Source organism: Kitasatospora sp. NPDC058184 (assembly GCF_042883725.1).
GTDB lineage: Bacteria > Actinomycetota > Actinomycetes > Streptomycetales > Streptomycetaceae > Kitasatospora.
The window spans coordinates 15,105-30,776 of the sequence record NZ_JBHVVE010000006.1 but is presented as its reverse complement, the minus strand read 5'-3'; the positions used below and the strand labels follow the sequence as shown (position 1 = coordinate 30,776).

The 15,672-nt window shown below is 72.3% G+C and carries 16 protein-coding genes; 1 reads left to right on the top strand and 15 read right to left on the bottom strand.

All coding sequences use genetic code 11. From position 1 onward, the window contains the following. Positions 1–144 precede the first annotated feature (144 nt). From ACFVXH_RS13265 to pgsA, 15 genes are all read right to left on the bottom strand, one after another. On the bottom strand, positions 145–696 hold the full coding sequence (locus tag ACFVXH_RS13265) for an adenine phosphoribosyltransferase (RefSeq protein WP_049651822.1): 552 nt from the start codon (positions 694–696) through the stop codon (positions 145–147). A 28-nt stretch (positions 697–724) separates the two neighbouring features. Next, a complete protein-coding gene (secF, locus tag ACFVXH_RS13260; RefSeq protein ID WP_049651823.1) occupies positions 725–1,825 on the bottom strand; it encodes a protein translocase subunit SecF in 1,101 nt (366 codons plus the stop codon). Positions 1,826–1,829: 4 nt separating this feature from the next. Beyond that, on the bottom strand, positions 1,830–3,617 hold the full coding sequence (secD, locus tag ACFVXH_RS13255) for a protein translocase subunit SecD (RefSeq protein WP_380781165.1): 1,788 nt from the start codon (positions 3,615–3,617) through the stop codon (positions 1,830–1,832). 147 nt (positions 3,618–3,764) lie between these two features. Then, positions 3,765–4,172, bottom strand: coding sequence for a preprotein translocase subunit YajC (gene yajC, locus ACFVXH_RS13250; protein ID WP_053112055.1), 408 nt, complete (start codon positions 4,170–4,172; stop codon positions 3,765–3,767). Between the two features lie 260 nt (positions 4,173–4,432). Further along, positions 4,433–5,503: a Holliday junction branch migration DNA helicase RuvB gene (gene ruvB / locus ACFVXH_RS13245; protein WP_049651426.1), complete on the bottom strand. Its 1,071-nt coding sequence runs from the start codon at positions 5,501–5,503 to the stop codon at positions 4,433–4,435. A 53-nt stretch (positions 5,504–5,556) separates the two neighbouring features. Next, positions 5,557–6,168 carry a Holliday junction branch migration protein RuvA gene (gene ruvA / locus ACFVXH_RS13240; protein ID WP_074002376.1) on the bottom strand — a complete coding sequence of 204 codons (612 nt, stop codon included), beginning with the start codon at positions 6,166–6,168 and terminating at the stop codon, positions 5,557–5,559. Then, positions 6,165–6,716, bottom strand: coding sequence for a crossover junction endodeoxyribonuclease RuvC (ruvC, locus tag ACFVXH_RS13235; protein WP_387823560.1), 552 nt, complete (start codon positions 6,714–6,716; stop codon positions 6,165–6,167). The genes ruvA and ruvC overlap by 4 nt, the downstream gene beginning before the upstream one ends. Positions 6,717–6,868: 152 nt before the next feature. Then, a complete protein-coding gene (locus tag ACFVXH_RS13230) occupies positions 6,869–7,627 on the bottom strand; it encodes a YebC/PmpR family DNA-binding transcriptional regulator (RefSeq protein ID WP_049651428.1) in 759 nt (252 codons plus the stop codon). An 89-nt stretch (positions 7,628–7,716) separates the two neighbouring features. Beyond that, entirely contained in the window at positions 7,717–8,334 is a 618-nt protein-coding gene (gene pdxT, locus ACFVXH_RS13225; RefSeq protein WP_049651445.1) for a pyridoxal 5'-phosphate synthase glutaminase subunit PdxT, read from the bottom strand. A gap of 96 nt (positions 8,335–8,430) precedes the next feature. After that, on the bottom strand, positions 8,431–9,342 hold the full coding sequence (pdxS, locus tag ACFVXH_RS13220; RefSeq protein WP_049651429.1) for a pyridoxal 5'-phosphate synthase lyase subunit PdxS: 912 nt from the start codon (positions 9,340–9,342) through the stop codon (positions 8,431–8,433). Between the two features lie 129 nt (positions 9,343–9,471). Beyond that, positions 9,472–10,017: a membrane protein gene (locus tag ACFVXH_RS13215; protein ID WP_049651430.1), complete on the bottom strand. Its 546-nt coding sequence runs from the start codon at positions 10,015–10,017 to the stop codon at positions 9,472–9,474. A gap of 29 nt (positions 10,018–10,046) precedes the next feature. Further along, positions 10,047–10,415, bottom strand: coding sequence for a 5-carboxymethyl-2-hydroxymuconate Delta-isomerase (locus ACFVXH_RS13210; RefSeq protein WP_049651431.1), 369 nt, complete (start codon positions 10,413–10,415; stop codon positions 10,047–10,049). A gap of 61 nt (positions 10,416–10,476) precedes the next feature. Continuing rightward, on the bottom strand, positions 10,477–11,661 hold the full coding sequence (locus ACFVXH_RS13205) for a glycosyltransferase family 4 protein (protein ID WP_387822925.1): 1,185 nt from the start codon (positions 11,659–11,661) through the stop codon (positions 10,477–10,479). A gap of 51 nt (positions 11,662–11,712) precedes the next feature. Continuing rightward, a complete protein-coding gene (locus tag ACFVXH_RS13200; protein ID WP_241852867.1) occupies positions 11,713–12,675 on the bottom strand; it encodes a phosphatidylinositol mannoside acyltransferase in 963 nt (320 codons plus the stop codon). Between the two features lie 16 nt (positions 12,676–12,691). Continuing rightward, complete coding sequence (gene pgsA, locus ACFVXH_RS13195; RefSeq protein ID WP_049651434.1) at positions 12,692–13,339, bottom strand: phosphatidylinositol phosphate synthase; 648 nt, start codon at positions 13,337–13,339, stop codon at positions 12,692–12,694. A gap of 254 nt (positions 13,340–13,593) precedes the next feature. Here pgsA and ACFVXH_RS13190 point away from each other — a divergent pair, with 254 nt between their 5' ends. Then, positions 13,594–15,642: an elongation factor G-like protein EF-G2 gene (locus tag ACFVXH_RS13190; protein WP_049651435.1), complete on the top strand. Its 2,049-nt coding sequence runs from the start codon at positions 13,594–13,596 to the stop codon at positions 15,640–15,642. Positions 15,643–15,672: the final 30 nt, after the last annotated feature.

Here is a 15,672-nt window from a genome sequence, read left to right as displayed (position 1 = left end):
GCCGAGGCCCGAACGGTCCGGGACAACCGGGAGGGGATGAATCTTCATGGTACCGAGCCGGGCGCCGGGGTGTTCATCCGGCCGGGCCAGGAAACGGAAGGACGGCGGTCGGATGTCCCGACCGCCGTCCTCCCGACGAGTCCCTCAGACCGTGACCAGCGTCTCCAGCGGAGCGCCGCCCAGGTGCCCGGCCAGCCGCTCGCGGCCGTCCAGGAAGCCCAGCTCCATCAGCACCACGACGCCCGCCAGCTCGGCCCCGGCCTCCTTCACCAGGTCCAGCGAGGCGCCGATGGTGCCACCGGTGGCCAGCACGTCGTCCACCACCAGCACCCGCTCACCGGGCGTGAAGGCGTCGCACTGCACCTCCAGCGTCGCCGAGCCGTACTCCAGCTCGTACGAGCGCCGGAACACCTCGCCGGGCAGCTTGCCCTGCTTGCGGATCGGCACGAAGCCGAGCCCGGCCGCGAAGGCCGCCGGGGCCGCCAGCACGAAGCCGCGCGCCTCCAGGCCCACGACCTTGGTCGCACCGAGCTCCGCGGCCCGGTCCGCCAGCGCCCGGGTGAGGGCGCCGAAGGCCTCGGCGTCGGCGAGCAGCGGCGCGATGTCCTTGAACAGCACACCCGGCTTCGGGTAGTCCGGGACGTCCCGGATCCGGCTGTTCAGCAGCTCGGCCAGTGCGGTGTCGGCGGTGGTCACGGTGGGTTCCTCGGGTTCGTGGTCGGGTTCAGCGCTTGGTGGACGGACGGCCCTTGGCACGGGTGCCGGCCGAGCGGCCACGCTGTCCGACCATACCCGCAGGCTGCTCCTCGTCGTCCGGCTCCCCGTCCGCCGTGACGGCGTCCCCGGCCTCCGCCTTGGCGGCGGCCGAGGCCCGGTGCTGGAGGACCCGCTTGCGCAGCGCCTTCATCTCCGGCTGCTCCTCCTTGAGCTGCGCCAGCAGCGGGGTGGCGACGCAGATCGAGGAGTAGGCACCGGCCGCGAGACCGATGAACAGCGCGAGCGAGATGTCGTTCAGGGTGCCGGCGCCCAGGAAGCCGCCGCCGATGAACAGCAGCGCGGCGACCGGAAGCAGCGCCACCACGGTGGTGTTGAGCGAGCGCACCAGGGTCTGGTTGAGGCCCGCGTTGGCGGCCTCGCTGTAGGTGAGCTTGTTCTGCTTGGTGATCCCCTTGGTGTTCTCCTTCACGGTGTCGAAGACGACGACCGTGTCGTAGAGGGAGTAACCGAGGATCGTCAGGAAGCCGATCACCGTACCCGGGGTGACCTCGAAGCCCACCAGGGCGTACACGCCGATGGTGATCAGGAGGTCGTGGATGAGGGCGACCAGCGCGGCCAGCGCCATCCGCCACTCGAAGGCGATCGCCAGGTAGACCGTCACCAGGACCATGAAGACGACCAGGCCGGTGAGCGCCTTCTGGGAGATCTGCTTGCCCCAGCTGGGGCCGATCACCTGGGCCTCGACGGTGTCCAGCGGCACGCCGAGCTTCTGGGAGAGCTCGGAGCGGATCTCGTCGGAGCTCTTCGGCTCCTCGGTGCTGACCTGGATGCGGATCTTGCCGTTGTCGGTCGACTGCACCAGCGGGTGCGAGGAGACGACCCCGTCGGCGGTTTCCTGCGCCTGGGAGACCGTCAGGCCGGGCTTGGCCACGGTGTAGACCGAGCCGCCCTTGAACTCGATGCCCAGGTGCAGACCCATGGCCAGGCCGATCGCCGCGACCAGCACGATCACGCCGGAGATGGAGTACCAGAGCTTGCGGCGACCGACGAAGTCGAAGCTGACCTCGCCCTGGTAGAGCCGGTGGCCCAGGTTGGAGAAGCGTGACACGGTGTCAGGCCTCCTTCACGGCGGCAGAGGAGGGGTTACGGCGACGGCTGCTGCGAAGCGGCGGGCGGGCGCCCAGTCGCTTCGGGTCCAGGCCGGACCACGGGTGGCCGTTCAGGAAGAACTTGCGGCGGGCCAGCAGCGTGATCAGCGGCTTGGTGAAGAGGAAGATCACCACGACGTCGAGCGCGGTGGTCAGACCCAGGGTGAAGGCGAAGCCCTGGACCTTGCCGACCGAGACCACGTAGAGGACGGCGGCACAGAGGAAGGACACGAAGTCCGAGACCAGGATGGTGCGCCGGGCGCGCGGCCAGGCCCGCTGGACCGCCGGGCGCAGCGGGGCGCCCTCGCGGACCTCGTCGCGGATGCGCTCGAAGTACACGATGAAGGAGTCGGCGGTGATACCGATCGCGACGATCGCACCGCAGACCGCCGGCAGGTTCAGCGCGAAGCCGATCGCGTTGCCGAGCAGGCTCATGATCGAGTAGGTCAGGGCCGCCGAGACGAGCAGACCGGCGATCGAGACCAGGCCGAGGCCGCGGTAGTAGACCAGCGAGTAGGCGACCACCAGCAGCATGCCGATCGCGCCGGCCACCAGGCCGGCCTTGAGCTGGTCACTGCCGAGCGCCGGGGAGACGGTGGTGATGTCGCTCTTGACGAACTCCAGCGGCAGGGCGCCGTAGCCGAGCACGTTGGACAGGTCCTGCGCCTCGGCCTGGGTGAAGCGGCCGGTGATCACGGCGCTGCCGCCGGGGATCGCGTTCTTGACCTCGGGGTGCGAGACGACCTGGTTGTCCAGGACGATCGCGAACTGGTTGTTCGGCGGGGCCTGGGTGGCGAGCTGGCCGGTGACCTTGGTGAAGTCGTCGGTGCCGTTGCCGTTGAACTGCAGCTGGACCTGCCAGCCGGCACCCGTCTGGGTGTCGAGGGTCGGCTGCGCCTTGGAGACGTCCGAGCCCTTCACGGCGACGGGGCCGAGGGCGAGCTTCTCGTAGTAGCCGTTCTCGGGCTTCTGCGAGCAGGCGACGACGGCCTTGTCGTCGGGGCCGGTCTGGGCGGTGCGGACCTCGGGCTTGGAGCAGTCGAGGGCGGCGAACGCGGCGCTCAGCTCCGGCGGCACGGTGCCCTGGGTCATCGCGGCGCTGAGGTCGGCGGCGCTCGGCGGGGTGGCCGCGGCGCTCGGGGCGCCGGTGGCGGGGGCGGTGGGCGCGGTGCTCGCGCCGGTGGCCGCGGCGGTCGGGCTGGCGCCCTCGGCGGCCAGCGCCTCGCTCTCGGGGCGGCCCTGCTTGGTGGCGCTCGCGCCCGGGGACGGGGTGCCGGCCGTGGCGGCGGGCGGGGTCGCGCCCGGGGTGCCGGTGGCGGCGGCGGACGGGGTGCCCGTGGGAGCCGGGGCGGTGACGCCGCTGGGCGCCACGGCCAGGACCGGACGGAAGAACAGCTTGGCGGTGGTACCCACCTGGTCCGCCGCGTTCTGCTGGTTCCCGCCCTTGGGGATGTTCACGATGATCGTGTTGTCGCCCTGGGTCTGGACCTCCGCCTCGGAGACACCCATACCGTTGACGCGGCGCTCGATGATCCCGGTGGCGATGTCCATGTTGGACTTGGTGATCGCCTTGGGGTCGGTCGACTTCGCGGTCAGCGTGATGCTGGTGCCACCGGCGAGATCGATCCCGAGCCGGGGCTTGGTGGTGCCCGTCCCGAACATGAGGGCGACCAGTCCGACGGTGACGACCAGGATGAGGGCCAGCGCCCGCCCTGGGTAGCCGTCGCGCGGGCGCGACTTGGGTGTTGCCACCTTGCTCGTTTCTCCCTGTCCATGCCACTTCCCCGACCGGACCCCCGTCCGGCTCGTGGCGGGACAGGGGTCCGGCGGTTCTGCGGCCCTGAGGTCCTGTGGGCTCGCGGCACTGTGCCGCGCGGCCGGGCGGGTTGCCCGTCCGTACTACTTGCTCGCGGGAGCCCCGCCCTCGACGTCGCCCTTCTCGGCGCTGTCCTTGGAGAGCGACAGCGGCTTGTCCTCGACCGGCTCGGCGTCGGCCTCCTCGGCCTCCGGCTCGGGCAGCTCGTCATCGGCGGGGCGGCCGTTGATGATCGCGTCGTACTCCTGGGGGTCCAGGACGGCCGCGATGGCGCTCTTGGTGAAGTGGGTGACCACGCCGGGCGCGATCTCCAGCTCGACGGTCTCGTCGTTGACCGCCTTCACCTGGGCGTACAGACCGCCGATGGTGCGCACACCGGCCCCCGGCTCCAGCGCCGTCTGCATCTGCTGCATCTGCGACTGGCGCTTCTTCTGCGACCGGAACATGAGCACGATCGCGATGATCGGGAGGAGAAGGATGATGAGGTTCACTGCAGCCAGGGTCCTTTACGGGCCGCCGGCCGGCGGCCTGTGTGGTATTGGTCGGCCCGTCAGGTGAGAGGGGCGGTCCGGCGGAGTCTAGGCGACCCCGAATCGATCGGACAACGCCAAGCATCGCATCATGCCGCCGAAAGTGGCGACCCTCCGCCTGCACAGTTTCCCCGGACGCCACTCCCGGCTCCCCCGTGCGCCACCACGGGAGCACCGGCCGGGAACCGACCGGCCCGACTCACCCGTTCAGCCGATGGCGGTCAACTTTCGTCGGCGGGGAACAGCTCCGACTGCGCCGGAACACGCCCGCGGGTGGTCTGGACCGGCGGGGTCAGGCCGAGGTGCTGCCAGGCGGCCGCGGTGGCGATCCGGCCGCGCGGGGTGCGGGCGAGCAGGCCCTCGCGGACCAGGAAGGGCTCGGCGACCTCCTCGACCGTCTCCGACTCCTCACCCACGGCGACCGCCAGTGTCGACAAACCGACCGGACCGCCGCCGAACAGCCGCAGCAGCGCGTCCAGCACCGCGCGGTCCAGCCGGTCCAGCCCGCGGGCGTCCACCTCGTAGACGTCCAGCGCCTGGGCGGCGATCCCGGCGTCGACCACGCCGTCGTGCCGGACCTGGGCGTAGTCGCGGACCCGGCGCAGCAGCCGGTTGGCGATGCGCGGGGTGCCGCGCGAGCGCCCGGCGATCTCGGCCGCGCCGGCCGGGTCTATCTCCACGTCCAGCAGCGCGGCCGAGCGGTGCACCACCCGCTGGAGCTCGGCCGGGGCGTAGAACTCCATGTGCCCGGTGAAGCCGAATCGGTCGCGCAGCGGGGGCGGCAGCAGGCCGGCCCGGGTGGTGGCGCCGACCAGGGTGAAGGGCGGCAGCTCCAGCGGGATGGCGGTGGCGCCCGGGCCCTTGCCGACGATCACGTCGACCCGGAAGTCCTCCATCGCCATGTAGAGCATCTCCTCGGCCGGCCGGGACATCCGGTGGATCTCGTCGAGGAAGAGCACCTCGCCCTCGGTGAGCGAGGAGAGGATCGCCGCGAGGTCCCCCGCGTGCTGGATGGCCGGGCCGGAGGTGATCCGGATCGGGGCGCCCAGCTCGGCGGCGATGATCATGGACAGGGTGGTCTTGCCGAGCCCGGGCGGGCCGCTCAGCAGCACGTGGTCGGGCGCGCTGCCGCGCTGGCGGGCGGCCTGGAGCACCAGCGACAGCTGCTCGCGCACCCGCTCCTGGCCGATGAACTCGTCCAGGAGCTTGGGGCGCAGCGCCGCCTCCACCGCCTGGTCCTCACCGTCGGCGGCGGCCGTGACCAGCCGGTCGGTGGGTTCCGGGTCGTACATCGTCGCGGGCTCCAGAGTCTCCGGTGTCGACAAAAGGACAGATCGTCAGTTGGTCAGCGGGCGCGGTTGAGGCCGCGCAGGGCGAGCCTGAGCAGGGCGCCGACGTCCGTCACCGCCTGCGCCTCGGCCTCCGGGGTGACGGCCGCGACCGCCTCGTCCGCCTCGCGCGGGGCGTAGCCGAGGCCGGTCAGCGCGGAGTGCAGCTGCTCGCTCCACGGCGCCGGGCCGCTCGCGACCGGCTTCTGCGCGGGCACCGCCCCGTGCGGGGCGCCGAGCTTGTCCTTGTACTCCAGCAGCAGCTTGGCCGCCTTGGCCTTGCCGATGCCCGGCACCGCGACCAGCGCCTTCTCGTCGCCGCCCGCGATCGCGGCGCGCAGCGCGTCGGGGCTGTGCACGCCCAGGATCGCCTGCGCCAGCTTGGGGCCGACGCCGGGCGCGGCCTGGAGGATCTCGAACACGGCGCGCTCGTCGTCGTCCGCGAAGCCGAACAGGGTCAGCGAGTCCTCCCGGACCACCAGCGAGGTGGCCAGCCGGGCCGGCTCGCCCAGCCGCAGCCCGGCCAGGGTGTTCGGGGTGCACTGCACGGCCATGCCGACCCCGCCGACCTCGACCACCGCGATCCCGGAGGAGACGGCCGCCACGGGCCCTTGCACGAAGGCGATCATCGGAGGGTGCCTTTCGGAGGAGTGGAGCGGGAGGTGGCGCGGGCGGCCCGGACGGCGGCCTCCAGCCGGTTGGTCGCCCCGCCGCGCCAGATGTGGCAGATGGCCAGCGCCAGCGCGTCGGCGGCGTCGGCGGGCTTGGGCGGCGCGTCCAGCCGCAGCAGGCGCTGCACCATGGCGGTGACCTGCGCCTTGTCGGCCCGGCCGGAGCCGGTGACGGCGGCCTTGACCTCGCTGGGGGTGTGCAGGGTGACGGGGATGCCGCGCCGGGTGGCGCAGAGCATCGCGACGGCGCTGGCCTGGGCGGTGCCCATCACGGTGCGGACGTTGTGCTGGGCGAAGACCCGCTCGACGGCCACCAGGTCGGGCCGGTGCTCGTCCAGCCAGGCCTCGATGCCCTGCTCGACCTGGAGTAGCCGCTCCCCGATCTCCGCCTCGGCGGGGGTGCGCACCACGCCGACCCCGGCCATCCGCAGCGGCCGGCCCGGCGCGCCCTCGACCACGCCGACCCCGCACCTGGTCAGCCCCGGGTCCACGCCCAGTACCCGCACCACTCGCCCGTCTCCCTGCCACTCGCCACGAAGGACCTCCGCAGGCTACCGCCCGGGTCCGACAACCCCGCCGACGACACCGGCCCGGTGGTCCAGGGACCACCGGGCCGGGCAGTGGGACCGGTCACCCACCGACGATCACTGGGCGGTGATCACTCGGCGTCGAGCTGCGCGCCGACCTCGTCGGAGATGTCGAAGTTGGCGAAGACGTTCTGCACGTCGTCGCTGTCCTCGAGCGCGTCGATCAGCTTCAGGATCTTGCGGGCGCCGTCGACGTCCAGCTCGACCTGCATGCTGGGGAGGAAGTTGGCCTCGGCCGAGTCGTAGTCGACGCCGGCGTCGACCAGCGCGGTGCGCACGGCGACCATCTTCGAGGCCTCGGAGACGATCTCGAACGAGTCGCCGAGGTCGTTGATCTCCTCCGGCTCCTGGTCCAGGACGACCTCGAACAGCTTGTCCTCGTCCACGCCGTCGGCCTTGGGGACGATGACGACACCCTTGCGGGTGAACAGGTACGAGACCGAGCCCGGGTCGGCCATCGAGCCGCCGTTGCGGGTCATCGCGACGCGCACGTCGGAGGCGGCGCGGTTGCGGTTGTCGGTGAGGCACTCGATCAGGACCGCGACACCGTTCGGGCCGTAGCCCTCGTACATGATGGTCTGGTAGTCGGCGCCGCCGGCCTCCAGGCCGCCACCGCGCTTGACGGCGCGGTTGATGTTGTCGATCGGGACCGAGCTCTTCTTCGCCTTCTGGATGGCGTCGTAGAGGGTCGGGTTGCCCGCCGGGTCGGGTCCGCCGGTGCGCGCCGCCACCTCGATGTTCTTGATCATCTTGGCGAAGAGCTTGCCGCGCTTGGCGTCGATCACGGCCTTCTTGTGCTTGGTGGTAGCCCACTTAGAGTGGCCGGACATCGCCAGCTCCTTTACGTCGCCAAAGGGAAATGAACAGATGAGATCTTACCGGTGTCGCCGGCGGTGGGGCGCACACGGTGGGCGGCGGTCTACCGACCGGCGAGGTGCTCCTCGACCATCCGCACGAAGTACGCGTGGACCCGGTGGTCGCCGGTCAGCTCCGGGTGGAAGGAGGTGGCCAGCAGGTTGCCCTGGCGCACGGCGACGATCCGGCTCTCCGGGCCGTCCGCGGCGGGCAGCTCGGCCAGCACCTTGACGCCCGCGCCGACCCCCTCGACCCAGGGGGCGCGGATGAAGACGCCGTGCACCGGCGCGTCGTCCAGGCCCGCGAACTCGATCCCGGACTCGAAGGACTCGTTCTGGCGGCCGAAGGCGTTGCGGCGCACCGTCATGTCGATGCCGCCGACGGTCTGCTGGTCGTCGCGGCCGTCCAGGATCTTGTCCGCCAGCATGATCATGCCCGCGCAGGTGCCGTAGACCGGCATCCCGTCGGCGACCCGCTCGCGCAGCGGCTCCATCACGCCGAACAGCAGCGCCAGCTTGGACATGGTGGTGGACTCGCCGCCGGGGATCACCAGCGCGTCGACCTCGGCCAGCTCCTCGGCGCGGCGCACCGGACGGGCGAGCGCGTCGGCCTCGGCCAGCGCCACCAGGTGCTCGCGGACGTCGCCCTGGAGGGCGAGGACGCCGATGACAGGAGTGCTCACGGTCTTCAACCTCTATCGATCGTTACGACGGACTACGTGGCGCGGCCCGCCGCGCGCCGAGGCGCTGCGGCGGGCCGGCTCGGAAACTGCGGGTGGTTACCAGCCGCGGTTGGCGTAGCGCTCGGTCTCCGGCAGGGTGTCGCAGTTGATGCCGACCATGGCCTCGCCCAGGTTGCGGGAGGCGTCCGCGATGACCTTCGGGTCGTCGAAGAAGGTGGTGGCCTTCACGATCGCGGCGGCACGCTTGGCCGGGTCGCCCGACTTGAAGATGCCGGAGCCGACGAAGACGCCCTCGGCACCCAGCTGGCGCATCAGCGCGGCGTCGGCCGGGGTGGCCACGCCACCGGCGGAGAACAGCACGACCGGCAGCTTGCCGAGCTCGGCGACCTCCTTGACCAGCTCGTACGGGGCGCGCAGCTCCTTGGCGGCGGCGAACAGCTCGTTGTTGTCCAGCGCGCGCAGCTTGCCGATCTCGTTCTTGATCTGGCGCAGGTGGCGGACGGCCTCGACGACGTTGCCGGTGCCGGCCTCGCCCTTCGAGCGGATCATGGCCGCGCCCTCGGCGATGCGGCGCAGGGCCTCGCCCAGGTTGGTGGCGCCGCAGACGAAGGGGGTGGTGAAGGCCCACTTGTCCGAGTGGTTGACCTCGTCGGCCGGGGTCAGCACCTCGGACTCGTCGATGTAGTCGACGCCCAGCGACTGGAGCACCTGGGCCTCGACGAAGTGGCCGATGCGGGACTTGGCCATCACCGGGATGGAGACCGCCTCGATGATCTCCTCGATCATGTTGGGGTCGGACATGCGGGCCACGCCGCCGTCCTTGCGGATGTCGGCCGGGACCCGCTCCAGGGCCATGACGGCCACGGCGCCGGCGTCCTCGGCGATCTTGGCCTGCTCGGCGTTGACCACGTCCATGATCACACCGCCCTTGAGCTGCTCGGCCATGCCGCGCTTGACCCGGGCGGTGCCGATCTGCGGCTGGTCTGCGGTGGTGGGGGTCGTGGACACGTGAGACCTCACTCGAAGATGAATCAGTGCTATCGCCCTATGGTAGGCAGACCGGATGGCCCACTCATGCGCCACCAAGTCCAGCCAGGACGACGGGACACGACAAACGGGCCGTATCCGGGGGACACCTTAAGCAGGCGCCCCTTCGGGCGTGAGAGCGGGCGGCGGTGCATCGTCCATCTCGAACGCCAACGGGAACGGCGCCTTCCCCGCCAACCGGAAGTACCGCACCAGCCGGTGCTCGCGCACCGCCCGCGCCGCCCGCACCGCGTCGTTGTGGAACCGGCGGGCCATCGGCACCCGCCGCACCGCGGCCGTCAGCTCACGAACCGCGTCCTCGCCACCCGGCTCCGCCACCAGCGCCGCCATCTGCTCCGGCTCCTCGAACACCGCCCGCAGCGCCAGGCTCAACTGGCTCTCCGCCACCTCGCGCTGCTCGTCATCGGCCTGCCGGGCCGCGTGCGCCGCGTCCAGCAGCAGCAGCGAGGCCGCCGGATCCAGCAGCGAGGACGTCGCCAGCTCCATCGCCACCGAGGCCCGGCGCACCAGCTGCGCGTCCAGCGCCGCCCGCGCCGCGTCGATCCGGGCGTGCAGCCGGTCCAACCGGCCGGCCGTCCAACTCAGGTACATGCCGAACAGCACCACGGCCACGCCGGCCCAGATCCAGGTAGTCACGGGCCGCTACGTTACCCGGTGTCACCGGTTCAGCCCCGGGCGGTCGCGTTCCGGTAGCTCTCCCGGTCGATGTCCGCGATGTTCACCGCCGTGAACAGCCGGGTGCCCGGCCTCGGCCGGACGAACCGCGCCAGCAGCGCCAGCACGCCCTCGCTCAGCGCCGCCTTCGCCTCCGGCGAACGACCCGGGAAGATCTGGAACTCCACGAACACCTGGGTGTCGCCGGCCGCCCCGCTGGTCCCGACCACCAGCAGCTCGCTCTGCCGGAACACCGTCTTGCAGGACTCCGGCTTCGCGTCGATCGTCGCCTCGGCCAGCCGGTTGATCGCCAGGCCGAGGCCCCGGCGGTCGAAGGTTCCGGCCAGGTCGGCCGAGTAGTCGACGGAGATCTGCGGCATCGTCGCCCCCGTGGATCGCAGTGGTACGGACGCCCGACCCTAACCCCACCGGCCCCGGGGATCAGTCCCGGGCCAGCCCGAACCGGCCGCGCCGACCGCTGCGCACGTCCTCCTCGACCACCGCCGCCTGGCCCGCCGTCACCGTCTCGTACACCGCCAGGATGTCCGCGCCGACCGTCGACCAGTCGAACCGCCGCACGTGCCGCGAAGCCGCCTCCCGCAGCTCCTCCAGCCGCGCCGGATCACCCAGCAGCCGCAGCGCCGTACGGGCCAGCGCGTCCGCGTCCTCCACCGGGAACAGCTCGCCCGCGTCCCCGCCGTCCAGCACCTGCTTGAACGCGTCCAGGTCGCTCGCCAGCACCGGCGCACCCGCGGACATCGCCTCGACCAGGATGATCCCGAAGCTCTCGCCCCCGGTGTTCGGCGCCACGTACAGGTCCACGCTGCGCAGCAGCCGGGCCTTGTCCCGGTCGCTCACCATGCCGAGGAACTCCACCTGCCGGCGCACCTCCGGCGCCAGGCCCGCGACCGCCTCCTCCTCGTCGCCCTTGCCCGCCACCAGCAGCCGCACCCCCGGCCGCTCCACCAGGATCCTCGGCAGCGCCGCCAGCAGCGTCGGCAGGCCCTTGCGCGGCTCGTTGATCCGGCCGATGAAGCCGATCGTGCCCGGCTCCCCCTTCGCCGCACCGCCCGTCCAGCGCTCGTCCGGCTCGGCCTCCGCGAAGAAGCCCACGTCCACGCCGTTGGGGATCACCACCGCGTCCCCGCCCAGGTGCTCCACCAGGGTGCGCCGGGCGTACTCCGACACCGCGATCCGGGCCCGGATCTTCTCCAGCCCCGGCTGGAGGATCGGCGAGGCCGCGATCATCATCCGGGACCGCGGGTTGGAGGTGTGGAACGTCCCCACCATCGGCCCGGTCGCCGACCAGGCGGCCAGCATCGACAGGCTCGGCGCGGCCGGCTCGTGCACGTGCAGGATGTCGAAGCGGCCGTCGTGCAGCCACCGCCGCACCCGCGCCGCCGACAGGATGCCGAAGCTCAGCCGCGCCACCGACCCGTTGTACGGCACCGCCACCGCCCGCCCGGCCGGGACCACGTACGGCGGCAGCGCCTCGTCGTCCTCGGCCGGCGCCAGCACCGACACCTCGTGCCCCAGACCGATCAGGTGCTCGGCCAGGTCCCGGATGTGGAACTGCACCCCACCGGGGACGTCCCAGTCGTACGGGCAGACGATGCCGATCTTCACGGGTTCCTCAAGCTCCTTCGGACGGTCGTGCGGGCGGGACGGCGGAACGGATCAGGACCCGGAGGCCTCGGCCACCGGCTCCGGGGCCCCCTCCGCGCGCTCCGCGGGCGCCGCCTTCACCGTCTCACGGACCGGCAGGTCGGCGAGCCAGAACCTCTGCAGCATGTGCCAGTCCTGCGGGTGCTCGCGGATGCCCCGCTCCCACACCCCCGCCATCGCCTGGGTCATCGCCCGGGTGCGCTCCTTGCGGTCGCCCTCCTCGGGCACCGGCACCTCCGGGTGGATCCGGCCCCGCAGCACCGGACCGTCGTACCAGAGCGTCACCGGCATCAGCGCCGCCCCGGTCCGCTGGCACAGCGCCGCCGGACCGGCCGGCATCCGGGTCTCCTCACCGAAGAACGTCACCCCGATACCCGCCTCCGACAGGTCCCGGTCCCCCACCAGGCAGACCAGCCGGCCCTCGCGCAGCCGCCGCGCCAACGTCCCGATCACGTTCACCGAACCGCCGGTCAGCGCCAGGACCTCCATGCCCTGACCCTCCCGGAACTCCACGAACCGGTCGAACAGCCGCTCCGGCTTCAACCGCTCCGCGACCGTGGTGAACGGGTAGCCCTGCTGCGCCACCCAGGTCCCCGCGAGGTCCCAGTTGCCCATGTGCGGCAGCGCTATCACCGCGCCCCGACCGGCCTCCAGCGTCTCCCGCAGGTGCTCGAAGCCGTCCACCTGGACATCCCGGGCCACCCGCTCCCGGCTCCACACCGGCAGCCGGAACGACTCCATCCAGTACCGCAGGTACGAGCGCATCCCGGCCCGCGACAGCTCCCGCATCGCGGCCTCGTCCAAGCCCGGACGGACCCGGCGCAGGTTCGCCTCCAACTGGAGCACCCGCTTGCCGCGCTTGCGCCACGCGTAGTCCGCCAGCCGGTCGAACAGCCCCGCGGCCACCCGCTCCGGCAGGTGCTTCAGCAGCCCCCACCCCAGCGCGTACGCCCAGTACACCAGTCGGTCCGTCACCGCAGGACGCCCCCCATCAGCTCCCGGCCGCCGCTCGGTCGGCCTCGAACGCCTCCCGGCGCACGGTCAGCATGCGCTGGAACACCGTCACCAGGCTGCCCGCCGCCACCAGCCACAGCGCCACCGGCAGCAGCCACTCCACGTACGGCACACCGAACGTGTGCAGACCCGCGACCCCGGCCGCCACCAGGCTGGCCACCAGCCGCTCGGCCCGCTCCACCAGCCCCGACACGTCGCACGGCAGACCCTGGCTCTCCGCCCGCGCCTTCGTGTACGACACCACCAGACCGCTCGCCAGGCAGAAGATCGCCACCGCGCAGAGCAGGTTGTCGTCACCCTTGCCCGCGTACCACATCGCCAGACCACCGAAGATCGCCGCGTCCGCGACCCGGTCCAGGGTGGAGTCGAGGAACGCCCCCCACTTCGAGGTCCGGCCCAACTGGCGGGCCATGTTCCCGTCGACCAGGTCCGAGAAGATGAACAGCGTGATCGTGATGGTGCCCCAGAAGAACTCCCCGCGCGGGAAGAACACCAGCGCACCGGCCACCGAACCGGCGGTACCGATCAGCGTCACGGCGTCCGGACTCACACCGAGGCGGATCAGGAACGCGGCGAACGGGGTCAGGACACGTGTGAAGAAGGCACGCGCGTATTTGTTGAGCATGGCCTTCCCAGCCGCTCCGATCTCCCAGATACCGCCTGGCGCGGAACGCGCGGCAGACGGCCGGGCGGATCAGCCCGTCCGGCCCACCCATCGTAGCCACGCCGGAGACACGCTCCGGCGCACGCACCGCCGGGTCGGCGCCCCCGCCACCACCCACACACGGACCGTCACCGACCGGCCCCTACGACACGCGCCCCGCAGAACCCGACCCTAGACTGCCAAAGACAGCCTCGGCGCCACGGGAGGAGACCCCGATGCCCGACCGCAGCACGGCACGAGCCGGCCAGGCACCCCCCGTCAACGGCCCGAAGGACCTGCGCAACGTCGTCCTCATCGGCCCCAGCGGTGTGGGCAAGACCACCCTCGCCGAATCCCTCGCCCTCGCCTCCGGCGCCACCGGCCGGGCCGGCCGCGTCACCGACGGCACCACCGTCTCCGACCACGAGGACATCGAGCACCAGCAGCAGCGCTCCGTCCAGCTCGCGCTCCTCCCCCTCGAATGGAAGGGCGTCAAGATCAACCTGATCGACCCGCCCGGCCACCCCGACTTCACCGCCGACCTGCGCGCCGCCCTGCACGCCGCCGACGCCGCCGTCTTCGTCGTCTCCGCCACCGACCCGGTCACCGCCCCCACCCGCGCCCTGTGGCGCGAATGCGCCGCCGAAGGCATCCCCCGCGCCATCGCCGTCGCCAAGCTCGACCTCGCCCACACCGGCTTCGACGACATCCTCACCGCCTGCCACGACGCCTTCGACCTCGGCCCGGACACCCTCCGCCCGCTCTTCCTGCCCGTCCTCCACGACGGACACCCCGACGGCAGCGTCGACCTCCTCACCGGCGACACCTACGGCGACACCGACCCCCTCCCCGACACCGCCCCCGCCCACGACAGCCTCGTCGAGGCCATCTCCGGCCAGGACGACACCCTCATGGAGCGCTACCTCTCCGGCGACCCCCTCGACACCGACTCCCTCGAAGCCGGCCTGCGCCGCGAAGTCCTCTCCTGCACCCTCCACCCCGCCGTCCCCACCAGCGAGAACGGCCTCGGCGCCGCCGAACTCCTCGACCTCATCGCCCACACCTTCCCCGACCCCACCGAACGCACCCGCCCCGCCCCCGCCTGCGACCCCGACGCCCCGCTCGCCGCCCAGGTCGTCCGCGTCACCGGCGACGCCTACGTCGGCCGGATCAGCCTGCTGCGCCTCTACGCCGGCACCCTGCGCCCCGACACCCGGATCCACCTCACCGGCACCGCCCACACCGCCGACCAGAACGGCGACGAACGCGTCACCGCCCTCACCAGCCCCTTCGGCAAACTCCAGCGCCCCGTCCCGCACGCCGTCGCCGGCGACCTCGTCTGCGCCGCCAAACTCACCACCGCCCGCGCCGGCGACACCGTCCACGACCCCGGCCACCCCGTGGAACTCGACGGCTGGAACCTCCCCGAACCGCTCCTCCCGATCGCCGTCGAAGCCCACAGCAAGGCCGACGACGACAAGCTCTCCCAGGCCCTCGCCCGCCTCACCGCCGAGGACCCGGCCCTACGCCTCGAACAGAACCCCGACACCCACCAGCTCGTCCTCTGGTGCACCGGCGAGGCCCACGCCGAGGTCGTCCTCGACCGCCTCCGCACCCGCCACGGCGTCCACGTCGACACCGTCGAACCCAAGGTCGCGCTGCGCGAGACCTTCGGCACCGCCGCCGCCGGCCACGGCCGCCTGGTCAAGCAGTCCGGCGGCCACGGCCAGTACGCCATCTGCGACCTGGAGGTCGAACCGCTCCCGGCCGGCTCCGGCTTCGAGTTCCAGGAGCACGTCGTCGGCGGCGCCGTCCCCAAGCACTTCATCCCCTCCGTCGAGAAGGGCGTCCGCGCCCAGCTCGCCAAGGGCGTCGCCACCGGCCACCCGCTCGTCGACGTCCGGGTCACCCTCACCGACGGCAAGGCGCACTCCGTCGACTCCTCCGACGCGTCCTTCCAGAACGCCGCCGCCCTCGCCCTGCGCGACGCCGCCGAGCACGCCGTCATCCGCCTGCTCGAGCCCGTCGCCGCCGTCAGCGTCCTGCTCCCCGACGACTACCTCGGCGCCGTCCTCGGCGACCTCTCCGCCCGCCGCGGCCGCGTCCTCGGCAGCGAGACCGGCGGCACCGGCCTCACCCTGCTGCGCGCCGAGGTCCCCGAACTCGAACTCGTCCGCTACCCGGTCGACCTGCGCTCGCTCACCCACGGCACCGCCGAGTTCTCCCGCGCCTACCTGCGCCACGAGCCGATGCCCGCCGCCCTGGCCGAGCGCTACACCGACTGAGCGGCCCCGCGCCGGACCACGGCCGGACGG

Coding starts and splice junctions, on each gene's coding strand:
- ruvB (WP_049651426.1), bottom strand. CDS start 5,503: ATGTACGACCCGGAACCCACCGACCGGCTGGTCACGGCCGCCGCCGAC.
- ruvA (WP_074002376.1), bottom strand. CDS start 6,168: ATGATCGCCTTCGTGCAAGGGCCCGTGGCGGCCGTCTCCTCCGGGATC.
- ACFVXH_RS13230 (WP_049651428.1), bottom strand. CDS start 7,627: ATGTCCGGCCACTCTAAGTGGGCTACCACCAAGCACAAGAAGGCCGTG.
- ACFVXH_RS13210 (WP_049651431.1), bottom strand. CDS start 10,415: ATGCCGCAGATCTCCGTCGACTACTCGGCCGACCTGGCCGGAACCTTC.
- pgsA (WP_049651434.1), bottom strand. CDS start 13,339: ATGCTCAACAAATACGCGCGTGCCTTCTTCACACGTGTCCTGACCCCG.
- ACFVXH_RS13190 (WP_049651435.1), top strand. CDS start 13,594: ATGCCCGACCGCAGCACGGCACGAGCCGGCCAGGCACCCCCCGTCAAC.